Source organism: Pseudomonas sp. PVC-5-1, from assembly GCF_057444345.1.
The window spans coordinates 2,087,709-2,108,179 of sequence record NZ_CM172024.1 but is presented as its reverse complement, the minus strand read 5'-3'; the positions used below and the strand labels follow the sequence as shown (position 1 = coordinate 2,108,179).

17 protein-coding genes are annotated in these 20,471 nt (G+C 65.4%); 12 read left to right on the top strand and 5 right to left on the bottom strand.

Going from position 1 to position 20,471, the window contains the following annotated elements:
* Positions 1 to 5 precede the first annotated feature (5 nt).
* The 7 genes from AC2T3R_RS09580 (at position 6) to AC2T3R_RS09550 (ending at position 9,006) form a co-directional block, all read left to right on the top strand.
* On the top strand, positions 6 to 1,346 hold the full coding sequence (locus AC2T3R_RS09580; RefSeq protein WP_486744978.1) for an OprD family porin: 1,341 nt from the start codon (positions 6 to 8) through the stop codon (positions 1,344 to 1,346).
* Between the two features lie 208 nt (positions 1,347 to 1,554).
* Entirely contained in the window at positions 1,555 to 2,034 is a 480-nt protein-coding gene (locus tag AC2T3R_RS09575; protein ID WP_486744977.1) for a hypothetical protein, read from the top strand.
* 78 nt (positions 2,035 to 2,112) lie between these two features.
* Positions 2,113 to 3,684 carry a sensor domain-containing diguanylate cyclase gene (locus AC2T3R_RS09570; protein ID WP_486744976.1) on the top strand — a complete coding sequence of 524 codons (1,572 nt, stop codon included), beginning with the start codon at positions 2,113 to 2,115 and terminating at the stop codon, positions 3,682 to 3,684.
* A gap of 228 nt (positions 3,685 to 3,912) precedes the next feature.
* Positions 3,913 to 4,689 (top strand): ParA family protein, encoded by a 777-nt coding sequence (locus AC2T3R_RS09565; protein WP_486744975.1) that lies wholly within the window; start codon positions 3,913 to 3,915, stop codon positions 4,687 to 4,689.
* An 84-nt stretch (positions 4,690 to 4,773) separates the two neighbouring features.
* On the top strand, positions 4,774 to 5,184 hold the full coding sequence (locus tag AC2T3R_RS09560) for a DUF2946 family protein (RefSeq protein WP_322492200.1): 411 nt from the start codon (positions 4,774 to 4,776) through the stop codon (positions 5,182 to 5,184).
* A gap of 70 nt (positions 5,185 to 5,254) precedes the next feature.
* Positions 5,255 to 7,405 carry a TonB-dependent receptor gene (locus tag AC2T3R_RS09555; RefSeq protein ID WP_208209259.1) on the top strand — a complete coding sequence of 717 codons (2,151 nt, stop codon included), beginning with the start codon at positions 5,255 to 5,257 and terminating at the stop codon, positions 7,403 to 7,405.
* A gap of 263 nt (positions 7,406 to 7,668) precedes the next feature.
* A complete protein-coding gene (locus AC2T3R_RS09550) occupies positions 7,669 to 9,006 on the top strand; it encodes an MFS transporter (RefSeq protein WP_023662525.1) in 1,338 nt (445 codons plus the stop codon).
* Positions 9,007 to 9,119: 113 nt separating this feature from the next.
* On the opposite strand, the gene AC2T3R_RS09545 is transcribed toward AC2T3R_RS09550, so the two are convergent.
* The 3 genes from AC2T3R_RS09545 to AC2T3R_RS09535 form a co-directional block, all read right to left on the bottom strand.
* Positions 9,120 to 12,266: an efflux RND transporter permease subunit gene (locus AC2T3R_RS09545; protein WP_486744973.1), complete on the bottom strand. Its 3,147-nt coding sequence runs from the start codon at positions 12,264 to 12,266 to the stop codon at positions 9,120 to 9,122.
* A gap of 16 nt (positions 12,267 to 12,282) precedes the next feature.
* Positions 12,283 to 13,482, bottom strand: coding sequence for an efflux RND transporter periplasmic adaptor subunit (locus AC2T3R_RS09540; RefSeq protein ID WP_410952144.1), 1,200 nt, complete (start codon positions 13,480 to 13,482; stop codon positions 12,283 to 12,285).
* A gap of 159 nt (positions 13,483 to 13,641) precedes the next feature.
* Positions 13,642 to 14,862 (bottom strand): TolC family protein, encoded by a 1,221-nt coding sequence (locus AC2T3R_RS09535; protein WP_410952145.1) that lies wholly within the window; start codon positions 14,860 to 14,862, stop codon positions 13,642 to 13,644.
* Between the two features lie 282 nt (positions 14,863 to 15,144).
* On the opposite strand from AC2T3R_RS09535, the gene aroQ reads away from it, so the two are divergent.
* Both aroQ and AC2T3R_RS09525 read left to right on the top strand, forming a co-directional pair.
* A complete protein-coding gene (gene aroQ, locus AC2T3R_RS09530; RefSeq protein WP_013971975.1) occupies positions 15,145 to 15,594 on the top strand; it encodes a type II 3-dehydroquinate dehydratase in 450 nt (149 codons plus the stop codon).
* Positions 15,591 to 16,439: a shikimate dehydrogenase gene (locus AC2T3R_RS09525; RefSeq protein ID WP_486744972.1), complete on the top strand. Its 849-nt coding sequence runs from the start codon at positions 15,591 to 15,593 to the stop codon at positions 16,437 to 16,439. Before aroQ ends, AC2T3R_RS09525 begins: the two co-directional genes overlap by 4 nt.
* A 119-nt stretch (positions 16,440 to 16,558) precedes the next feature.
* Here AC2T3R_RS09525 and AC2T3R_RS09520 read toward each other — a convergent pair whose 3' ends face one another.
* Positions 16,559 to 17,095 carry a thioredoxin family protein gene (locus AC2T3R_RS09520; protein ID WP_013971973.1) on the bottom strand — a complete coding sequence of 179 codons (537 nt, stop codon included), beginning with the start codon at positions 17,093 to 17,095 and terminating at the stop codon, positions 16,559 to 16,561.
* Positions 17,085 to 17,360, bottom strand: coding sequence for a DUF2790 domain-containing protein (locus AC2T3R_RS09515; RefSeq protein ID WP_410952146.1), 276 nt, complete (start codon positions 17,358 to 17,360; stop codon positions 17,085 to 17,087). The genes AC2T3R_RS09520 and AC2T3R_RS09515 overlap by 11 nt, the downstream gene beginning before the upstream one ends.
* Before the next feature lie 220 nt (positions 17,361 to 17,580).
* On the opposite strand from AC2T3R_RS09515, the gene AC2T3R_RS09510 reads away from it, so the two are divergent.
* From AC2T3R_RS09510 to AC2T3R_RS09500, 3 genes are all read left to right on the top strand, one after another.
* The gene (locus AC2T3R_RS09510; RefSeq protein ID WP_003250463.1) at positions 17,581 to 18,321 is read left to right on the top strand and encodes a response regulator; all 741 of its coding nucleotides are present in this window, start codon (positions 17,581 to 17,583) and stop codon (positions 18,319 to 18,321) included.
* Positions 18,318 to 19,604 carry a sensor histidine kinase gene (locus AC2T3R_RS09505; protein ID WP_410952147.1) on the top strand — a complete coding sequence of 429 codons (1,287 nt, stop codon included), beginning with the start codon at positions 18,318 to 18,320 and terminating at the stop codon, positions 19,602 to 19,604. The genes AC2T3R_RS09510 and AC2T3R_RS09505 overlap by 4 nt, the downstream gene beginning before the upstream one ends.
* A gap of 248 nt (positions 19,605 to 19,852) precedes the next feature.
* Positions 19,853 to 20,470 (top strand): ferric reductase-like transmembrane domain-containing protein, encoded by a 618-nt coding sequence (locus tag AC2T3R_RS09500; protein WP_486744971.1) that lies wholly within the window; start codon positions 19,853 to 19,855, stop codon positions 20,468 to 20,470.
* Position 20,471: the final 1 nt, after the last annotated feature.

Genomic DNA, 20,471 nt, shown 5'->3' with positions numbered 1-20,471 from the left:
TGCCCATGCCGCGCCCTGTCGCCCTGCTGCTCGCCAGCGCCCTGCTCGCGCCCCCTGCGCTGGCCGACTCCGCCCAGTCGCAAAGCAACGGTTTTGTCGAGGATGGCCGCTGGAGCCTGCTCAACCGCAGCGTATTCGACCAGCGCGACTACAAGCATGGCGGGCGCAACAGTGCCGGGCGTAACGCCTACAAGCCGCGCGATGAACGTAGCGGCAAGGCCGAGGAATGGGCCTATGGCCTGATGGGCACCTTCCGGTCCGGTTTCACCCAGGGCCTGATCGGTGTCGGGGTCGACGCCCACGCCTACCTGGGCGTGCAACTCGACAGCGGCGGCGGGCGCGTGGGCAAGGCACGCTTGCTCGGGGTGGATAACGAGGGGCACCCGAAGAACGAATACAGCCGTGCCGGCGCGGCATTGAAACTGCGCATGTCCAATACCGTGCTGTCCTACGGCGAGCAACGGGTCAAGACCCCGGTGTTCAGTTCATCCGATAGCCGCCTGCTACCCGAGACAGCGACCGGGTTCTTCCTTGACAGCACCGAGTTCGACCACCTCAGGCTGGTGGCCGGGCACTTCAACGAAAACGCCGACCGCAATGCTTCCAGCCACGACCAAGGCTTCGTGGTGAACTACTCCAATGGCCGCCAAGGCAACAGCTTCGACCTGGCCGGCGTGGTGTGGAACCCCGGCGCCGCCTTCAGCGGCAGCCTGTACACCTCACGTTACCAGGACAGCTGGAACCAGCATTACCTGGGCAGCACCCTAAGCCATGCCCTGGATGAGCGCCGCAGCCTCACCCTCGACCTCAACCTTTACCGCACCACCGACACCGGCAAGGCGCTGTCCGGGCGCATCGACAACACCACCTGGAGCCTCGTCTCGCGTTACGACCATGGGCCGCACGGTTTCAGCCTGGGCTGGCAGCAGGTGGACGGCAACACGCCATTCGACTACGTGACGCGAGGGGCGATCTTCATTGCCAACGCGGTGCAGATGTCGGACTTCAACGCGCCGAACGAAAAGTCGTGGCAGGCGCGCTATGACCTGAACATGGGCGCCTACGGCGTGCCGGGGTTGAACCTGACGGCGTTGTACGTGCGCGGGTTCGATATCGACGGTACCCATGTCGACCCTGCGGGAGGGTATGCCTACCTGGGGTATGGCAAGGGGGGCAAGCATTGGGAGCGCGACCTGGAGGCACGCTATGTGGTGCAGAGCGGCAAGGCCAAAGGCACCGCGTTTTCGCTGCGGCATAACGTGCATCGGGGCAATATGGCACAGGCGGAGCTGGATGGGGACCAGATACGCTTGGCGGTGGAATGGCCGTTGGGGGGTGGGTTCTGATGCTCCGCGTTGCCTGAATGGGGCTGCTTTGCAGCCCATCGCGACACAAGGCCGCTCCTACAGGGGATTCGCGCAAAGATCCGGCCAGGCGCGCTCCCTGTAGGAGCGGCCTTGTGTCGCGACGGGCCGCACAGCGGCCCGCAAAATCCATCAGGCGACCACAACTGCCGTATAATCGGCAGCACTCACTGCCCAACCAGGCCACACCATGCCTCGCCTCCAGAAGTTGCTGTTGCCCCTGCTGCTGACTACAGCCCTCACCGCCTGCGACCAGAAACCCTCCCGCGAAGAACAGATCCTGGCCCAGCTGCCGCTGCAGGATGCCTACACGCACAACATCGAGCGCATGGCCGCGCTGCTCGGCCGCACGCACCCGCAGCTGTCGCAGGCGACCATCCAGGGCGTGCTGCGCAAGCACCTGACGGTCGAGGACCAGCGCCAGGACCTGTTCCGCCTGTACAGCGAAAAGAACTTCAGCGATACCGAGTTCGCCACCATCATCGAGGCCACCCAGGACCCGGCGAAGGCCCGCGCCCTGGAAGACACCGAGGCCGGCAAACGCCTGAGCGAGAAGCTCACTGCCCTGATGCGCGAATCGGCCCGCGACGCAAAGGTGCAGGCCTTGGCGCAGCAGCGCATGCAACAGGTTGAAGACGAGCTGGACGCGCTGGAAAACGCAGGCTCCTGAACGCAGTTCCCCACTGCGCCCATAACGCGTAATGTTGCCAACATTTCGTAGCCGGTTTTTGATCACTCGAGGTCAGGATTGCCACACACCAAGCACGGACTGCGCCTGGATCTACGCACACTCATTCTGGTGCTTTGCGCCCTTACCGCCGTGGTGATGCTGTGCGCCAGCTATTTCGCCAGCTACCGGGTGCAACGCCAATTGCTGATCGACCACGCCCTGGAAGCCAACCGGGTGTATGCGATGAAGCTGGCCAGCATTACCGAGACTTTTATCGGCAACGCCTTGCAACAGCTGTCGTTCAGCGCGGGCGTGCAAGGCCGCCAGCTGGGTGACGCCGTCGCCCTGCAGGCGGAGGCCGAGCGTGTCCTGAGCCAGAGCATGGCCTTCAATTCCACGTTCGTGATCGATGCCAACGGGGTGCTGCTGGCGGTTTCTCCCGCCCCCTTGCGGCACCTGGTCGGCAGGCACATGCATTCTCCCGGTGTCCAGGAGGCGCTACAGGCGCGCCGCCCACTGGTGTCGACGCCCTACATTTCGGCGGCCAACAACCTGGTGGTGGCGCTGTCGCAACCCATTTACGACAGCAACGGCCGCTACCTGGGGTATGTCGGCGGCAGCCTGTACCTGCGTGAACACAACATTCTCAACAGCCTGCTGGGCGAGCATTTCTACAAGGACGGTTCCTACCTGTACGTGGTCGACCGCAACCGCCGTCTGCTTTACCACCCCGACAGTCAGCGGGTGGGTACGGTGGTTGAGGGCAATGCACTGATCGACCAGCTGGCGGGCCTGGGCAATGGTACCCGGCAATTGACCAACAGCCTCGGCGTGGAAATGCTCGCCGGATACGCCACCGTGCCCAGCGCCGGTTGGGGCGTGGTGGCGCAGCAGCCGCTGACCCAGACGGTGATGCCACTGAGCCATCTGATCCTCAACGTGGTCGGCACCTCCGCGCCGTTGGCACTCGTGGGCAGCATGCTGCTGTGGTGGCTGGCCATGACCATCGCTCGGCCGCTGTGGCAGCTGGCCGCCGGCGCCCGCTCGATGGATCGGGCCGGCACTGCCGAACGCCTGCATCGGGTACCGGCCTGGTATTTCGAGGCGGCCGAGTTGAAGCGTGCGCTGCTGTTCGGGCTGAACCTGCTGCATGAGCGCATCGGTCGGCTCAACCGCGACGCCCAGACCGACCCGCTGACCGGCCTGGGCAACCGCCGCAGCCTGGAGTTCAGCCTTTCGCTGCTGGAAGCCGAGGGCCGGGCGTTTGCGGCCATCGTGCTGGATGTCGACCATTTCAAGCGGGTAAACGACTGCCACGGGCACGAGGTGGGTGATCAGGTGTTGCGCCGGTTGGCGGAGCTGATGCGCCGCTGCTGCCGCGAGGGTGACCTGCTGTGCCGCACCGGCGGCGAGGAGTTCCTGATGCTGCTGCCAGGGGCTAGCCTGGACGTTGCGGCAGCGGTGGCCGAGCGGCTGCGGCTAACGGTGCAGGATACGCCGGTGGAGCCGGTGGGCGCGGTGACGGTGTCGCTGGGGGTGGCGCATTGGGATGGCGAGGCCGAGAGCGAACCGGGGGATGCGTTCAGCGAGGCTGACCGGGCGCTTTACCGGGCCAAGCAGGAGGGGCGCAATCGGGTGGTTGTTGCCTGAACGCCCTTGCTTGCCTGTTCCGGCCCTTTCGCGGGCACGCCCGCTCCCACAGATGATGCGCCACCCTTGGGGGCAACAGAGTTCCTGTGGGAGCGGGCATGCCCGCGAAAGGGCCGGAACAAACAATAATGAATGGGCAGGTTGTAACATTCATTGTCATGAAACTGTCTTGTTTCAGTCATAGGATTGACCCCAACCTGACATTTTCACTTCATGGATGAACGTCTGATGCGTCGTGTGGTTTTCAATCAGAAAGGTGGCGTCGGCAAGTCCAGCATCGCCTGCAACCTGGCCGCAGCCAGTGCCGCCGAAGGCTATCGGACCTTGCTGGTTGACCTCGACCCGCAGGCCAATGCCACCTACTACCTGACCGGGCTGGTCAATGACGCCATTCCTTCCGGCATCGCCGATTTCTTCCGCCAGACCTTGTCGCCGGTCACCGCTGCCGGCAAGAAGCACCGGGTGGCGATCACCGAGACCCGCTACCGCAACCTGCACCTGGTCACCGCCAGCCCCGACCTCAGCGACCTGCAAGGCAAGCTGGATCGCAAGTTCAAGATCAACAAGCTGCGCAAGCTGCTGGTGGAGCTGGGCGAGGACTACGAGCGGATCTACATCGACACACCACCGGCGCTCAACTTCTATACCTTCAGCGCGCTGGTAGCAGCCGAGCGGCTGTTGATTCCGTTCGACTGCGACAGTTTCTCGCGCCAGGCCCTGCACAACGTCATGGCCGAGGTCGAAGAACTGCGCCAGGACCACAACCCGGCGCTGCTGGTGGAAGGTGTTGTGGTCAACCAGTTCGCCGAGCGCACCGCACTGCACCAGACCCTGGTCGAGCAATTGCGCAGCGAGGGCATGCCGGTGCTGCCGGTATACCTTAGCCATTCGATCAAGATGCGTGAGTCGCACCATGCCTCGGTGCCGCTAGTGCACATGGCGCCGCGGCACAAATTGGCGCTGGAGTTCGTCGATTTGCTGGATGTACTGGAGCGTGCGGCCTGACAGAACCCCGGGGCGCAAAGCGCCGCAAAAATATCAAGGCCGAAGCACTACCCGACCGTTCGTCCGGGTGGTAGATTCGCCGCCATGAAAACCACCCGGCACACCCGCACGCTGACCGCCTGGACGCTCTACGCCAGCGTCCTGTTCAGCCTGGTTCTGTGTGGCCTGCACCATGGCCAGATGGGTGGCCTGCGCCTGGCCGGCCTGGAAGGCGGTTTCTGCTCGATCAACAGCGAACACGGCGTAGCCATCGACCTGGAAGGCGCTGGCGGCGACCAGCACATGGCCCAGCTCGATTGCCCGGTGTGCTCCTCGTTCGGCCTGGCCGTGCCGCTCAGCAGCAGCGGCTGGTCGTTCACCCCGGCGCAAGCCGTGGCCACCTCGCCCATCGTGGTGCGCAGCTGGGCGCAACCGCCGCCGCGTTATCAACGCCCCGCCCTCACCCCCCGCGCCTCCCCTGCCACCTTCCCCGCAGCCGTACCTCATTTCGCCTGACCTCAGCCGGGCGCGCCTGACTGTGCGCGTTCGCGGTCAGCCATGACCTTTGCGTGGAAGACACACCAACATGCTTCGCAAAACCTCCCTGGTGCTCCTCATGGGCACCTGCAACCTTGCCTGGGCGGATGCTGCCCCGGTAGAACTGAGCGCCACCACCATCGACGGTGAACGCGACGCCGCCAGCGGCGTGCAACTGGACGAGCCGATCCGCACTGGCTCGCGCCTGGGCCTCACTGCGCGGGAAACGCCAGCCTCGGTCAGTGTCTCGGACCGCCGCCTGATCGAAGAGCGCGGCGCCAAGGACAGCCAGGACGTGATCAACGCCATGACCGGCGTCAACGCCTCGGCCAACCCGGGCTTTGGCGGCTTCGTCGCCTACCGCGGCTTCACCCAGAACCAGGTCACCCAGTTGTACAACGGCATCAACCTGGGCTATAGCAGCGCCACCCGGCCAGTGGATGCCTGGGTACTCGACCGCGTCGAATTGATTGGCGGCCCGTCGTCGTTCCTGCATGGTGCCGGTGCTGTCGGCGGCTCGATCAACTACATCACCAAGTTGGCCAGCCGCGATCAGCAGACCATCGACGGCCGTATCCGCCATGGCAGCTTCGACGACAGCGAAGTGGCGTTCGGCATCAACCAGGCTCTGGCCAGCAACCCCGCCGATGCCCACCACTTCATGCGCCTGGACTTCAGCCGCGGGCATGGCAACGGCTACATCGACCGCAACGAACGGCACACAGACAGCCTGGCTTTTTCGTTGCTGAGCGACCTTACGCCCAACCTCACCCACACCCTGGCCCTGGAATACCAGGAAGACCGCGAAGACAGCCCTTACTGGGGCTCGCCGATCCTGCCCGGGCGCAGCACGATGAAGATCGACAACAGCCGTCGCTTCGAAAACTACAACGTCGGCGACGGGCGCTATGAGCAGCGGGTACGCTGGCTACGCTCGATCCTCGACTACCAGCTCAGCGACAGCACCAGCGTGCAGAACACGCTGTACCACTACAACGCCCAGCGCGACTACCGCAACCTCGAACGCTACAGCTACACCAGCGATGGCAAGGTACGACGCAGCAGCCCTTACCTGCAGCGCCACGACCAGAACCTGCTGGGCGACCGCATCGAGCTGCGCCACGACAACCAGCTGTTCGGCCTGGCCAGCCAGTGGTCGCTGGGGCTGGAGTACTCGCGCATGCGCCAGACCCTCTACCCCACCTCAAGCAGCTGGAGCGACGTGGTCGATGCCGAGCACTTCGCCCCCGGCAGCTTCGACGACATCCCCGGGGTGAATGCCGGCCTGACCAAGCAACGCCGTCACGAGGTGACCAACCGCGCGGTGTTTGCCGAAAACCGCCTGCAACTCACCGAACGCCTGGCCCTGCTGACCGCCCTGCGCTACGACTACCTGGACATGCAGGTGACCAACTACGGCGCGGTGACGCCAACCTCGCCGGCGTTCTTCGAACGCCGCTGGGAACCGCTTTCCGGGCGTATCGGCCTGACGTATGCACTGACCCCGTCCGCCAGCGTCTATGCGCAGTACAGTACCTCTGCCGACCTGCCGGCAGGCTCGCTGGCGGCGGCGACCTATTCCAACGTCGGGATGTTCGACCTGTCCAAGGGCGAGCAGTGGGAAGTGGGCAGCAAGTTCGACTTTCTCGACGGGCGCGGTGCGGCCACGCTGGCGCTGTACCAGATCGTGCGCAAGGACTTTGCCGTGCGCGACTCCAACGACGCCAACCTCACGGTCCAGGCAGGGCAGCAGACCTCCCGCGGCGTCGAGCTGTCCGGGCGCCTGCAGGTGACGCCGAAGCTGCTGGCCGAGGCCAACTATGCCTATGTCGATGCGCAGTACGACGAGTTCAACGAGGCGGTCAACGGCGTGTCGGTATCGCGCAAGGGCAACGCACCGGTGAACGTACCGGCCAACGTCGCCAACCTGTGGCTGACCTACAGCCTGACCCCGGCGTGGTCGGTGGGGGCAGACGGGCGCTACGTGGGCTCGGTGTATGCCGACAACGCCAACAGCCTCAAGGCCCCGGCCTACACCCTGTTCGGCGCGTTCGCCCGCTACCGGCTGGATGAACACACCACGCTCACCGGTCGGGTACGCAACCTGACCGACGAGGTGTATGCCAAGCAGGCCTACAACAGCCAGTACTACATGGGGCCGCCGCGCACCTTCGAACTGGCGCTGGACATGCGTTTCTAAGCGCATGGCCCTATCGCCGGCAAGCCAGCTCCCAGAGTTACTGCACAAGCCTAGAGTGCGGTGCAAATTCTGTGGGAGCTGGCTTGCCGGCGATAGGGCCACCAGGGGCAGCCCATCACGTTCGGTTGAATCAGGTATCCCGAGGTCGCCCTCGACAAAGCGTCCTCCAGCACCCGGCGATCTACTGGCAAGCACAACAATGATGGCGCTGCACGACAGCGCCACTTTCATCATGCCTGCCAATGGAACCGGAGAGCACTCGCATGCCCACACCTCACGAGGTATCCCCCGCCACCCTGCGCCGGGTGATCGCCGCCTCGGCCATCGGCAATTTCGTCGAATGGTTCGACTTCGCCGTCTACGGCTTTCTCGCAACCCTGATCGCCAGCCAGTTCTTCGCCAGCGAAGACGCCAGCGTGGCCTTGCTGAAGACCTTTGCGGTGTTCGCCGTGGCCTTCGCCCTGCGCCCGCTGGGCGGCATCGTGTTCGGCGCGCTGGGTGACCGCCTGGGGCGCAAGCGCATCCTGTCGCTGACCATCCTGCTGATGGCCGGCTCCACTACCCTCATCGGCCTGCTGCCGACCTACGCCAGCATCGGCCTGGCAGCCCCCGCGCTGCTGACCCTGGCGCGCTGCCTGCAGGGCTTTTCTGCCGGTGGCGAGTATGCCGGGGCCTGCGCCTACCTGATGGAGCACGCGCCCAACGACAAGCGCGCCTTCTACGGCAGCTTCGTGCCGGTGTCGACCTTTTCCGCCTTTGCCTGCGCGGCGGTGATCGCTTATGGCCTGGAAGCCAGCCTGTCGGCCGAGGCGATGAATGCGTGGGGTTGGCGCATCCCGTTCCTGATCGCTGCGCCGTTGGGGCTGGTCGGCCTGTACCTGCGCTGGCGCATGGAAGAAACACCGGCGTTCCGCGAAGCCATCGCCCAAGGCAAGGAGCATGAACATTCGCCGCTCAAGGAAACCCTGCGCAACCATGGCCGGGCTATCCGCAACCTGGGGGCTTTCATTTCGCTGACCGCGCTGTCGTTCTACATGTTCACCACCTACTTCGCCACCTACCTGCAACTGGTCGGCAACCTGACCCGCGCGCAATCGCTGCTGGTAACCACCGTGGCCCTGCTGTTCGCCGCAGTCGGCTGCCCGCTGGCCGGAGCGTTCTCGGACCGCGTGGGGCGACGCAAGACCATCGGCTTTACCTGCCTGTGGGTGATGCTGTGCGTGTTCCCCGCGTACTGGCTGGCCAGTTCCGGCTCGATGCCCGGTGCACTGCTGGGAGTGATCCTGCTGGCGGTGGGAGCGCTGTGCAGTGGCGTGGTCACGGCGGCATTGCTGTCGGAAAGCTTCCCCACCCGCACCCGCTATACCGCTTCGGCAATTACCTACAACGTGGCCTATACGCTGTTTGGCGGCACTGCGCCGCTGGTGGCGACCTGGCTGATCGGGCAGACCGGCAGCAGCCTGGCACCGGCGTTCTACCTGGTGGTGATTGCGCTGGTGGCGTTGGTGGGTGGGTTGGCCTTGCCGGAAACTTCGCGGATTTCGTTGCATGATGAGGCTGGGGGCGACGGTGCAAGGGCTGGGGCTCGTCGTACCGTTTAGGATTTTGGGGCCGCTGTGCGGCCCATCGCCGGCAAGCCAGCTCCCACCTCGACCGCATCGCCCCTGTGGGAGCTGGCTTGCCGGCGATGGGCTGCAAAGCAGCCCCAGGATTCTCAACCCTCCTGCACCTCTTCCCGCCGATACGCCCACTGATACAACGCAGGCAACACCAGCAAGGTCAGTGCGGTGGACGACAGAATCCCGCCAATCACAACGGTCGCCAGCGGCCTTTGCACCTCGGCCCCGGTCCCGGTAGCCAAGGCCATCGGGATGAACCCCAGCGACGCCACCAGTGCCGTCATCAGCACCGGCCGCAAGCGCGTCAGCGCACCCTCCTCGACTGCCGCCCGCAGCGTGCGCCCTTCTTCCCGCAGGCCACGTATAAAGGCGATCATCACCAGCCCGTTGAGCACCGCCACCCCCGACAAGGCAATGAACCCCACGCCAGCGGATATGGACAACGGAATGTCGCGCAACCACAGCGCCAGCACCCCGCCGGTAAGGGCGAACGGGATGCCGGTGAACACCAGCAGGCCATCCCTGAGGTTGTTGAACATCATCAGCAACAGCGCCATGACCAACAGCAAGGCCACCGGCACCACCACCTGCAGGCGCTCGGCCGCCGACTGCAGCTGCTCGAACTGGCCACCCCAGCGGGTCCAGTAACCCGGCGGTATCTGCACCTGCTGGATCAGCGTCTGTTCTGCCTCCTCGACGAACGAGCCCAGGTCACGCCCGCGCACGTTGGCACTGACCACCACCACCCGCTTGCCATCCTCGCGGCTGATCTGGTTCGGCCCCAGCTGCAGGTTCAGCGTGGCTACCTGCGACAGCGGAATGAAGCCGATTTGCCCGGCACCCGCAGCAGCACTGGCCGGCACCGGAATCAGCAGGCTGGCCAGCCCGTCGACATCGGTGCGCAGGGTTTCCGAAAGGCGCACCACCATGTCGAAACGGCGGTCACCTTCGTACAGCGTGCCGGCCGTGCGGCCACCCACGGCAATGGCAATGGCGTCCTGCACATCGCCCACGTTCAGGCCATGGCGGGCCGCCTTGTCGCGGTCGATATCGATGGTCAGCACCGGCAGGCCGGTAGTCTGCTCGACCTTTACCTCGGACGCGCCCGGCACGCCTTGCAGGCTGCTGGCGATCTGCGCTGCGGTGCGGTTGAGCACGTCCATGTCATCACCAAACAGCTTCACCGCCACATCGCTGCGCACCCCGGAAATCAGCTCGTTGAAGCGCAGCTGGATCGGCTGCGACAGCTCGTGGTTGCTGCCCGGCACGCTGGCGGCGGCACGTTGTACCTCGGCGATCAGCTCATCACGCGGCTTGCCCGGGTCGACCCATTGCTCACGCGGACGCAGCATCACATAGGCGTCGGAAATGTTCGGCGGCATCGGGTCGGAGGCGATCTCGGCGGTGCCGGTGCGGGCAAACACCCGCTCCACTTCCGGCACCTGGGCGATGATCGCCTGTTCCAGGCGCTGCTGCATGTCGACCGACTGCGACAGGCTGGTGCCCGGCACGCGCAAAGCCTGCAGGGCAAAGTCGCCTTCGCTGAGGCTGGGGATGAACTCGCTGCCCATGCGGCTGGCCATAACCCCGGACAACAACACCAGGGTAGCGGCGGCAGCGAACGCCAGCTTGCGCCGGCCCAGCACCCAGGCCAGCACCGGGGCATAGCGCTGACGCGCCGTGCGCATTACCAGGCCTTCCTCTTCCTTGACCTTGCCGGTGACGAACAGGGCAATGGCCGCCGGCACGAAGGTAACCGAGAGGATCATGGCACCGAGCAGGGCGATGACCACGGTAAAGGCCATAGGGTGGAACATCTTGCCCTCCACCCCGGTCAGGGCAAAGATCGGCAGGTACACCACCATGATGATCAGCTGGCCATAGATCAGCGGCCGACGCGCCTCACGGGCGGCAGCGAACACTTCATGGAAGCGCTCGGTGCGGGTCAGCATGCGGCCATGGTGTTGCTGGGCGTGGGCCAGGCGGCGGATGGCGTTCTCCACGATCACCACCGCGCCGTCGACGATGATGCCGAAGTCCAGTGCGCCCAGGCTCATCAGGTTGGCGCTGACCTTGTTGCTGAACATGCCGGTGAAGGTGAACAACATCGACAACGGAATGACCATGGCGGTGATCAGCGCAGCGCGGATGTTGCCCAGGAACAGGAACAACACGGCGATGACCAGGATGGCGCCTTCGACCAGGTTCTTCTTCACCGTGGCGATGGCCTTTTCCACCAGGTTGGTGCGGTCGTACACCGTCACCGCGACCACGCCCTTGGGCAGATTGCGGTTGATCTCGACCAGCTTGGCGGCGACCGCCTGGGACACCGTGCGGCTGTTCTCGCCAATCAGCATGAACACCGTGCCCAGCACCACTTCCCGACCGTTTTCGGTGGCCGCGCCCGAGCGCAGTTCTTCGCCCAGGCCGACCTGGGCAACATGGCTGACGCGGATTGGCGTGCCATCGACACTGGAGATGACGATATTGGCGATGTCCTCGGCTGAGGCCACCTGGCCTGGTGCGCGAATCAGCAACTGCTCGCCATTGCGCTCGATGTAGCCGGCGCCGACGTTGGCGTTGTTGCGCTCCAGCGCCGCGATCAGGTCGTTGAGGGTGAGTTTGTAGGCCGCCAGGCGCTTGGGCTCCGGCGCAATCAGGTACTGCTTGGCATGGCCGCCGATGCTGTTGACCTCGGCCACCCCGGGCACGTTGCGCAACTGCGGCTTGATGATCCAGTCCTGGATCACCCGCAGGTCGGTCGGGGTGTAGGGCGTGCCGTCTTCCTTCAGCGCGCCCTGCTCGGCTTCCACCGTCCACAGGAAGATTTCACCCAGCCCGGTGGAAATCGGCCCCATGCCCGCTTCGATGCCATCGGGCAACTGCTCACGCGCCACTTGCAGGCGCTCGTTGACCAGTTGGCGGGCGAAGAACAGGTCGGTGCCGTCATCGAAAATGACCGTGACCTGCGACAGGCCCGAGCGCGACAGCGAGCGGGTCTGCTTGAGCCCGGGCAGGCCGGCCATGGCGGTCTCGATGGCGAAGGTGATGCGCTGCTCGGTCTCCAGCGGCGAATAGCCGGGAGCGGCGGTATTGATCTGCACCTGGACGTTGGTGATGTCCGGTACAGCGTCGATCGGCAGTTTCTGGTAGCTGTGGATACCCACCGCGGCCATCAGGACCACGGCCAGCATCACCACCAGGCGCTGCTCGATGGCGAATTGGATCAGGCGTTCGAACATGCAGGCGTCCCCGTGATCAATGGCTGTGCTCGGCCGAGCCCTTGCCCAGCTCGGACTTGAGGACAAAGCTGCCGGCAGCGGCCACCTGGGTTCCGGCGGCAAGGCCGGTGGTGATTTCCACCAGGCCGGCGTCGCGGCGACCGGCCTTCACCGGGCGGGCCTCGAAGCCTTCCTCGGTACGGGCAAACACCACGGTCTGCTCTTCCCAGGATTGCAATGCGCTTTCTGGTACCACCACGGCGGCGTTGAAGCGTTCGACGCTGACCGCGACGTTGACGAATAACCCGGGGCGCCAGGCGCCGTTGGGGTTGGCCAGCGTGGCGCGGACAGTGGCGGCACGGTTCTGCTCGCCGAGCAGGCTGCCGACGTAGTTGACCTTGCCCTCGACCCGGGCACCCAGGTCCGGCGCGCTGACCGTGACATTGCGGCCGGTGGTCACCTTGTCCAGGTCGCGCGGGGCGACGGCGAAGGTGGCCCAGACCCGGCTCAGGTCAGACAGGGTGAAGGCATTGCTGGTCTCATCGACCACCTCACCCACGGTCAGGTGCTTTTCCACCACCACTGCATCGAACGGCGCGCGCAGTTCATAGCGGTTGCCGGCACCGGCCGGGCCCACGGCGGCGACCTTCTGCCGGGCGTTGGCCAAGGCAATCTCTGCTTCCTGCAACGCCTGACGGGCCTGCAGGTAATCCTGCTCGGCGCTGATCCGCTCCTGCCACAGCTGCTGTTCGCGCTGGAAGGTCAGGCGCGCCAGTTCCAGGCGGCGCTGGGCAGCCTGTTGTTCGCTGCGCAGCTCGGAAATCTGCTGGCTGGCGATTACCGCCAGCACCTGACCACGCTTGACCGCCTGGCCCAGTTCGGCTTGCACCGACTCGACCACACCGGGCACGCGTGGCACGACGTGGGCAGTGCGATCCTCGTCGAAGCGGATTTCACCCGGGAAGCTGATGGCGGTGCCCAGTTCACGAGGGCCGGCATCGGCCAGTTGCACACCGGCAGCTTCGATCTGGGCGATGGACAGGTGCAGCTTGCCCGCCTCTTCTTCGTGACCTTCGCCGGCCTGTTCCTCGCCGTGGCCATGGGTGTCTTCGCCGTGGTCGTCGTGCCGGGCTTCAGTGCTCGATGCGTTGCCGAGGTTGCCGGTCCAGGCCAGGCCACCGAGGCCAAGCGCGGCAATGGCCACGGCCAGGAGGGCGATCTTGCGTGGGTTGTTCATTGTTGCTCCTGCTGTTGAATGCAAAGGTCTTGCGCTGATGCCATCGCCTGTAGGAGCGGCCTTGTGTCGCGATCGGGCCGCAGAGCGGCCCCGGCAATGTATGCATGCCGTCGAGAACCTGGGGCCGCTTTGCGGCCCGATCGCGACACAAGGCCGCTCCTACAGTGAACCGAGGTCGCCATAGATCCGCTCGACCTGTGCCCGCGCGTCGGTCGCCGAGGCCAGCGCCTCGAGGTACAGCCCGCGTGCCTCGATCAGCGTGCGCTGGGCGTCGAGTACATCGAGAAAGGCGAACTTGCCCATTTCGAAACCGCGTGTGGCGGTGTCCACGGCCTGCTGGGCAGAAGGCAGGATGGTGCGGTCATAGGCCTGCACTTCCTGCATGGCCGTGGTCCACTGGCTGACGGCGCTGCGGGTTTCACTGCGCAGGCGCAGCTCCACGGCGTTGCGCAGGTCACGCGCCTGGTCGGCACGGCGGGCCGCGGCCAGCACGTTGCCCTGGTTGCGGTCGAACAGCGGCAAGGGCATCGACAGGCCCACCACATTGACCCGCTCGCGGTCTTCGCGGCTGTATTGGCTGCCAAGGCTGACGGTGAGGTTGGGAATACGCAGGGCCTTTTCCGATCCCAGGGACGCTTCGCCGCGCTCGACCTGGGCGGCGGCCAGGCGCCATTCGGCCGTTTGCTCGACCTGGTCGAGCAGGGCATCGGCGCTGGGTGCATCACCGGGGGACAGGTTGGTTGCCTGCAACTGGTCGAAGCTTGCCAGCGGGCTGCCGGTCAACCGTGCCAGGGCCTGGTAGGCCACACTGCGCTGGGTTTGCGCACGGCGCACTTCAGCCTGGGCCTGGGCCAACTGCACCTGGGCCCGGGTGGCCTCAACGGGCGATGACTGGCCAGCGGTCACCCGCCCCTGCACCACTCGCAGCCCACGCTCGGTCAACGCCTGCGATTGCTGCGCCAAATCCAGCGCGGTCTGTGCGCGCAGGGCCGCGTGGAAGGCCTGTATCACATCGGCGCGCAGGCCGTTGCGCTGGCGTTCCAGGTCCAGCTGGGCAATGGCCTGGCCAGCACCGGCCACGGCGATGCGTGCGCCGCGCTTGCCGCCCAACTCCAGCGGTTGGCTGAGGGTGACAGTGGTGGTGCTGGTGTCACGGCGGGTGTCCTCGACCTCCCAGGACAGCTCCGGGTTGGGGATCAGCCCGGCCTGGCGCCGTTCGCCATCGGCAATGCCGATTTCCCGTCCGGCTGCGGCCAGCTCCGGGTTCTGAGCAAAGGCGGCGTCTAGCGCCTGGGGCAGGCTCAGGCTCTGGCTGGCCTGGGCAGTGCCGGCGCCAGCCAGCAACAGGCAGAGCAAGGCGGTCTTGCGGGGGATGGGCACGAAACAGTCCTCGTCGGCGAGATTTGCCGAGGGACTGTAGAAAGCCGCGCTTATCGGGGCGGTGGCGGGAAAATTACAATTTTGTAATCAAGCTGCAGGCGACAAAGCTGGAGCCCTATGGAGTTCCTGTGGGAGCTGGCTTGCCGGCGATAGGGCCGGTACAGGCGATATCAAGTTCGATAATCGCCCACTTTCCCGGAACAGCGGTTTAGTCCAATTGACTAAACTAACCAGGCGGTACAAAACTAGGAAGCATCCAACAACAACAAAGCGATGCCCGTCATGAAGCCCCTTATTCTCGTACTCAACGGCCCCAACCTGAACATGCTGGGCACCCGCGAGCCTGCCCAGTACGGCCACGAAACCCTCGCCGACCTGGCCCAGGGTTGTGCCGACACCGCCCATTCCCTCGGCCTGGAAATCGAATTCCGCCAAACCAACCACGAAGGCGAACTGATCGACTGGATCCATGCCGCCCGTGGCCGCTGCGCCGGCATCGTGATCAACCCCGGCGCCTGGACCCACACCTCGGTGGCCATCCGCGATGCCCTGGTGGCCGGCGAAGTGCCGGTTATCGAAGTGCACCTGTCCAACGTGCACAAGCGCGAACCGTTCCGTCACCTGTCGTTCATATCGTCCATCGCCGTCGGGGTCATCTGCGGCCTGGGCAGCCATGGCTATCGCATGGCCATCAGCCACTTTGCCGAAATGTTGCAGGAGCGCAGCGCATGAGCCAGCAAGCCATCCTCGCCGGCCTGATCGGCCGTGGCATCCAGCTGTCGCGCACCCCTGCCCTGCACGAACACGAAGGTGATGCCCAGGCGCTGCGCTACCTGTACCGGCTGATCGATGCCGACCAGTTGCAACTGGACGACAGCGCCCTGCCCGGCTTGCTCGACGCTGCCCAGCACACCGGTTTCACCGGGCTAAACATCACCTACCCGTTCAAGCAGGCGATCCTGCCGCTGCTCGACGAACTGTCGGACGAAGCCCGCGGCATCGGTGCGGTGAACACCGTGGTGCTCAAGGACGGCAAGCGGGTCGGCCACAACACCGACTGCCTGGGCTTTGCCGAAGGCTTGCGCCGTGGCCTGCCGGATGTGGCACGGCACCAGGTGGTGCAGATGGGTGCCGGTGGCGCAGGTTCGGCCGTGGCCCATGCCCTGCTGGGTGAAGGGGTCGAGCGGCTGGTACTGTTCGAAGTGGACGTGGCCCGTGCACAGGCCCTGGTGGACAACCTGAATGCCCATTTCGGTGCCGGGCGCGCCGTTGTCGGCACCGACCTGGCCACGGCCCTGGCCGAGGCGGACGGGCTGGTCAACACCACGCCGGTGGGCATGGCCAAGCTGCCGGGCACGCCGCTGCCGGTGGAGCTGCTGCATGCTCGCCTGTGGGTGGCGGAGATCATCTACTTCCCGCTGGAGACCGAACTGCTGCGCGCCGCCCGGGCACTGGGCTGCCGCACCCTGGATGGCAGCAACATGGCCGTGTTCCAGGCGGTGAAGGCGTTCGAGCTGTTCAGCGGGCGCCAAGCGGATGCGGCGCGGATGCAGGCGCACTTTGCCAGTTTCACCTGACAGACAGGTGTCGGCTTCTTCGCGGGCTTGCCCGCTCCCACAGGTACTGCGCAAATTTCACTGATTACGCAAATCCCTGTGGGAGCGGGCAAGCCCGCGAAGAGGCCGGCGCAGACAACTCACCCTTTCTCATCCAGCAACGCCTGTATCACCTGCTCCTGCCCACCATAATCCCCCTCGCCAAAGTGCACATGGCGCACCTGCCCCTTGCGGTCGACAAAGTAGTGTGCCGGCCAGAACTGGTTGCCCCAGGCATTCCACACCTTGTAGTCGTTATCCACCGCCACCGGGTAAGCGATCCCCAGGCTGGCTACCTTGTCACGCAAGGTGCCTACATCGTGCTCGTAGTCGTACTCCGGAGTGTGCACACCGACCACCACCAGGCCCTGGTCGGCATAGCGCCGCGCCCATTCGTTCACATGCGGCAGGCTGCGCCGGCAGTTGATGCAGTCCCAGGTCCAGAAGTCCACCAGCACCACCTTGCCCTTGAGCCCGGGGCCATCCAGCGGCGCCGAGTTAAGCCACTGGCTGGCGCCGGACAGCGACGGCATGGCACCGTAGCTGTCGCGGGCCATCAGGTGCCCGCCCAGACCCAGGCCGGCCAGCGCCAGGGCAATGCCGCCAACCTTCAACAACAAGCGGCGATCAATTCTCATGGCAACCGCCGGTGGCATAGGTGCGGTACTGCACGCTCTGCCGCTGGCCCTTGGAGTCGAGGTAGTCCATGCGGGTGTTCACCAGGCCGCAGGCGTCGCTCTGGTCATCCTGTATCGACAGCACTTTCTTCACATCCAGGTGGTCACCGTAGCGGTACTGCATGACCCCGGTGTCGTCCATCGGCATGGTGGAGGCGTGGGCGGCAATGGCGCCGAAGCTGAGCACGGCAAGCAGGCTGGCACGGGCGAAGGTATTGAAGTTCATGGCATCTCTCCTGTGTAACGCTTGAGGGTGGGGAGTTGCGCTCCCCGGTCGAGAGCCATTTCACGCCGGCCAGGTATCCCGTATGTGTCGCCCGAAGCTGTGATGTGCTTCCTCCTGTGTCTGTACGCATGGCAGATACACTGCAATACAAACCCCCGCAGGCAAGCGCCAACGCGCTCGGTACACTGCGCCCATCCCCTCTTGCACAGGAACGCAGCGCATGGAACACGTCGATCACATCCTGATCGTCGACGACGACCGCGAAATCCGCGAACTGGTCGGCAACTACCTGAAGAAGAACGGCCTGCGCACCAGCATCGTCGCCGACGGCCGGCAGATGCGCGCCTTTCTCGAAGCCAACAGCGTCGACCTGATCGTCCTGGACATCATGATGCCCGGCGACGACGGCCTGCTGTTGTGCCGCGAGCTGCGCGCCGGCAAGCACCGCAACACCCCGGTGCTGATGCTGACCGCCCGCAACGACGAAACCGACCGCATCATCGGCCTGGAAATGGGCGCCGACGATTACCTGACCAAGCCGTTCTCGGCCCGCGAACTGCTGGCCCGCATCAACGCCGTGCTGCGCCGCACGCGCATGCTGCCGCCCAACCTGACCATCAGCGAAAGCAGCCGCCTGCTCGGCTTCGGCCAGTGGCGGCTGGACACCACCGCGCGCCACCTGCTCGACAGCGAAGGCACCCTGGTAGCCCTGAGCGGTGCCGAATACCGCCTGCTGCGGGTGTTTCTCGACCACCCGCAGCGGGTGCTCAGCCGTGAGCAGTTGCTCAACCTGACCCAGGGCCGCGAAGCCGACATCTTCGACCGCTCCATCGACCTGCTGGTCAGCCGCCTGCGCCAGCGCCTGGGTGACGACGCCCGCGAACCCAGCTGCATCAAGACCGTGCGCAGCGAGGGCTACGTGTTCTCGCTGCCGGTGCAACTGCTCGAGTCGCCATCATGAAGTGGCCACGTACCCTGGCCTCGCGCCTGGCACTGATCTTCTTCACCGGCCTGGTGCTGGCCTACGGCCTGTCGTTCGGCCTGCAGGCCTACGAGCGCTACATCAGCAGCCGCTCGATGATGCTCAGCACCCTGGAGCAGGACGTGGCCACCTCGGTGGCCATCCTCGACCGCCTGCCCGCGGCCGAGCGCCCCGCCTGGCTGCCGCGTCTGGAGCGGCGTACCTACCGCTACCGGCTGGACCAGGGCCTGGCGGGCGAAGCCATGCCGACCAGCGACCCGCCCATGGCCGCGGACTCGATCGTCAAGGCCATTGGCGCCGACTATCGCCTTTCCTTCCAGGAAATCCCCGGCCCGAATGCGCACTTCCAGGCCCACCTGACCCTCGCCGATGGCGCTCCGCTGACCATCGACGTAACCCCGTCGCCGCTCCCGGTGGCACGTTGGCTGCCCGTGGTGCTGCTGATCCAGTTGGCCGTGCTGTTGCTGTGCACCTGGCTGGCGGTACGCCTGGCGATCGGCCCGCTGACCCGCCTGGCCCGCGCGGTGGACAATCTCGACCCGGACAAGCCTGGCGTGCAGCTGGATGAAAGCGGCCCGCGCGAGGTGCGCTACGCCGCCGTGGCCTTCAACGCCCTGCAGGCGCGCATCGCTGCCTACCTCAAAGAACGCATGCAGTTGCTGGCGGCCATTTCCCACGACCTGCAAACACCGATCACGCGCATGAAACTGCGTGTCGAAGTGATGGACGAAGGGGTGGAAAAGGACAAGCTGTGGAGCGACCTGGGTGAAATGGAACACCTGGTGCGCGAAGGCGTGGCCTATGCCCGTAGTATGGACACCAGCACCGAAGCACCGTGCCGGGTCAACCTCGATGCCTTTCTCGACAGCCTGGTGTTCGACTACCAGGACAGTGGCGCCCAGGTGCAGCGCCATGGCAGTAGCGGCAGCCTGCTGGAAACCCGCCCGCATGCCCTGCGCCGAGTGCTGGTGAACCTGGTGGACAACGCCCTCAAGTTTGCCGGTGCTGCCGAGCTGGAGGTGTGCCGCGAGGGCGACAGGACCGTGATCCGCGTGCTCGACAACGGGCCGGGCATACCCGGTGGCGAACTGGATGAAGTGCTCAAGCCGTTCTATCGCGTGGAAGGTTCACGCAACCGCAGCACCGGCGGCACCGGGCTGGGGTTGGCGATTGCCCATCAGCTGATCCAGGCCATGGGTGGCCGACTGACCCTGAGCAACCGCGCAGGCGGCGGGCTGTGCGCGCAGATCGAGCTGAAGTAAGGCAATCTCAGGTAGGAGCGGCCTTGTGTCGCGATCGGGCCGCAAAGCGGCCCCGGCAATTCATGCGGCGAAGCTGAAAACCTGGGGCTGCTTCGCAGCCCATCGCGACACAAGGCCGCTCCTACAGGGACTGCGGCGCTTGAGCGACTTCTACAATCCGATACACAACCCCACCACCGCCGACACACTGCAGATACCCCACCCCGACACACTCCCGGTCACACAACCACACCCCGGGAGCCGCCCTGATGAAACCCCTTACCCTTCCCTCCGGCTGGAAGCTGTTCGCCACGCTCGCCGGCCTGACTCTGGCGATGACCGCCGTGGTCCTGGCCGGCCAACCTGATCCGGACGGCCTGCGCAGCGCGATCCGTGCCACCGCGCGCAGCTCCTTCGCGCTATTCCTGCTGGCCTTTCTGGCCTCGTCGCTGGTGACCTTGCTGCCTGGCACCAGCAGCCGCCGCATCCTCCAGGAACGGCGCTATCTGGGGTTGGCATTCGCCTTTTCCCACACCGTGCACGGCGTACTGATCTACCGCTATGCCCAGCAATTCCCCGAGCTGTTCTGGGCCGGCCGCACGCTCACTTCCAGCCTGCCCGGCACCCTCGGCTACCTGTTCCTGCTGCTGCTCACCATCACCTCGTTCAAGGCCCCGATGCGCCTGCTGGGTGGCCGTGCCTGGCAGGCCCTGCACAGCACCGGCATGTGGGTACTGGCCGCGGTGTTCTGCCTGTCGTTCTACAAACGCATTCCCATGGGCGGCTGGTACCCGCTGGCGTTCGCCCTGATGTTCAGCGCCATCGCCGTCAAGCTCACCGCCAAGCTGGCCCGTCAGCAACGCCGTAACGCCCGTGCCCTTTCCTGAA

What these genes read in the sequence shown, in the direction of transcription:
- AC2T3R_RS09580 (WP_486744978.1), top strand. Translation starts at nt 6, where the DNA reads ATGCCGCGCCCTGTCGCCCTGCTGCTCGCCAGCGCCCTGCTCGCGCCC.
- AC2T3R_RS09575 (WP_486744977.1), top strand. Translation starts at nt 1,555, where the DNA reads ATGCCTCGCCTCCAGAAGTTGCTGTTGCCCCTGCTGCTGACTACAGCC.
- AC2T3R_RS09565 (WP_486744975.1), top strand. Translation starts at nt 3,913, where the DNA reads ATGCGTCGTGTGGTTTTCAATCAGAAAGGTGGCGTCGGCAAGTCCAGC.
- AC2T3R_RS09560 (WP_322492200.1), top strand. Translation starts at nt 4,774, where the DNA reads ATGAAAACCACCCGGCACACCCGCACGCTGACCGCCTGGACGCTCTAC.
- AC2T3R_RS09555 (WP_208209259.1), top strand. Translation starts at nt 5,255, where the DNA reads ATGCTTCGCAAAACCTCCCTGGTGCTCCTCATGGGCACCTGCAACCTT.
- AC2T3R_RS09550 (WP_023662525.1), top strand. Translation starts at nt 7,669, where the DNA reads ATGCCCACACCTCACGAGGTATCCCCCGCCACCCTGCGCCGGGTGATC.
- AC2T3R_RS09545 (WP_486744973.1), bottom strand. Translation starts at nt 12,266, where the DNA reads ATGTTCGAACGCCTGATCCAATTCGCCATCGAGCAGCGCCTGGTGGTG.
- AC2T3R_RS09540 (WP_410952144.1), bottom strand. Translation starts at nt 13,482, where the DNA reads ATGAACAACCCACGCAAGATCGCCCTCCTGGCCGTGGCCATTGCCGCG.
- aroQ (WP_013971975.1), top strand. Translation starts at nt 15,145, where the DNA reads ATGAAGCCCCTTATTCTCGTACTCAACGGCCCCAACCTGAACATGCTG.
- AC2T3R_RS09525 (WP_486744972.1), top strand. Translation starts at nt 15,591, where the DNA reads ATGAGCCAGCAAGCCATCCTCGCCGGCCTGATCGGCCGTGGCATCCAG.
- AC2T3R_RS09520 (WP_013971973.1), bottom strand. Translation starts at nt 17,095, where the DNA reads ATGAGAATTGATCGCCGCTTGTTGTTGAAGGTTGGCGGCATTGCCCTG.
- AC2T3R_RS09515 (WP_410952146.1), bottom strand. Translation starts at nt 17,360, where the DNA reads ATGAACTTCAATACCTTCGCCCGTGCCAGCCTGCTTGCCGTGCTCAGC.
- AC2T3R_RS09510 (WP_003250463.1), top strand. Translation starts at nt 17,581, where the DNA reads ATGGAACACGTCGATCACATCCTGATCGTCGACGACGACCGCGAAATC.
- AC2T3R_RS09505 (WP_410952147.1), top strand. Translation starts at nt 18,318, where the DNA reads ATGAAGTGGCCACGTACCCTGGCCTCGCGCCTGGCACTGATCTTCTTC.
- AC2T3R_RS09500 (WP_486744971.1), top strand. Translation starts at nt 19,853, where the DNA reads ATGAAACCCCTTACCCTTCCCTCCGGCTGGAAGCTGTTCGCCACGCTC.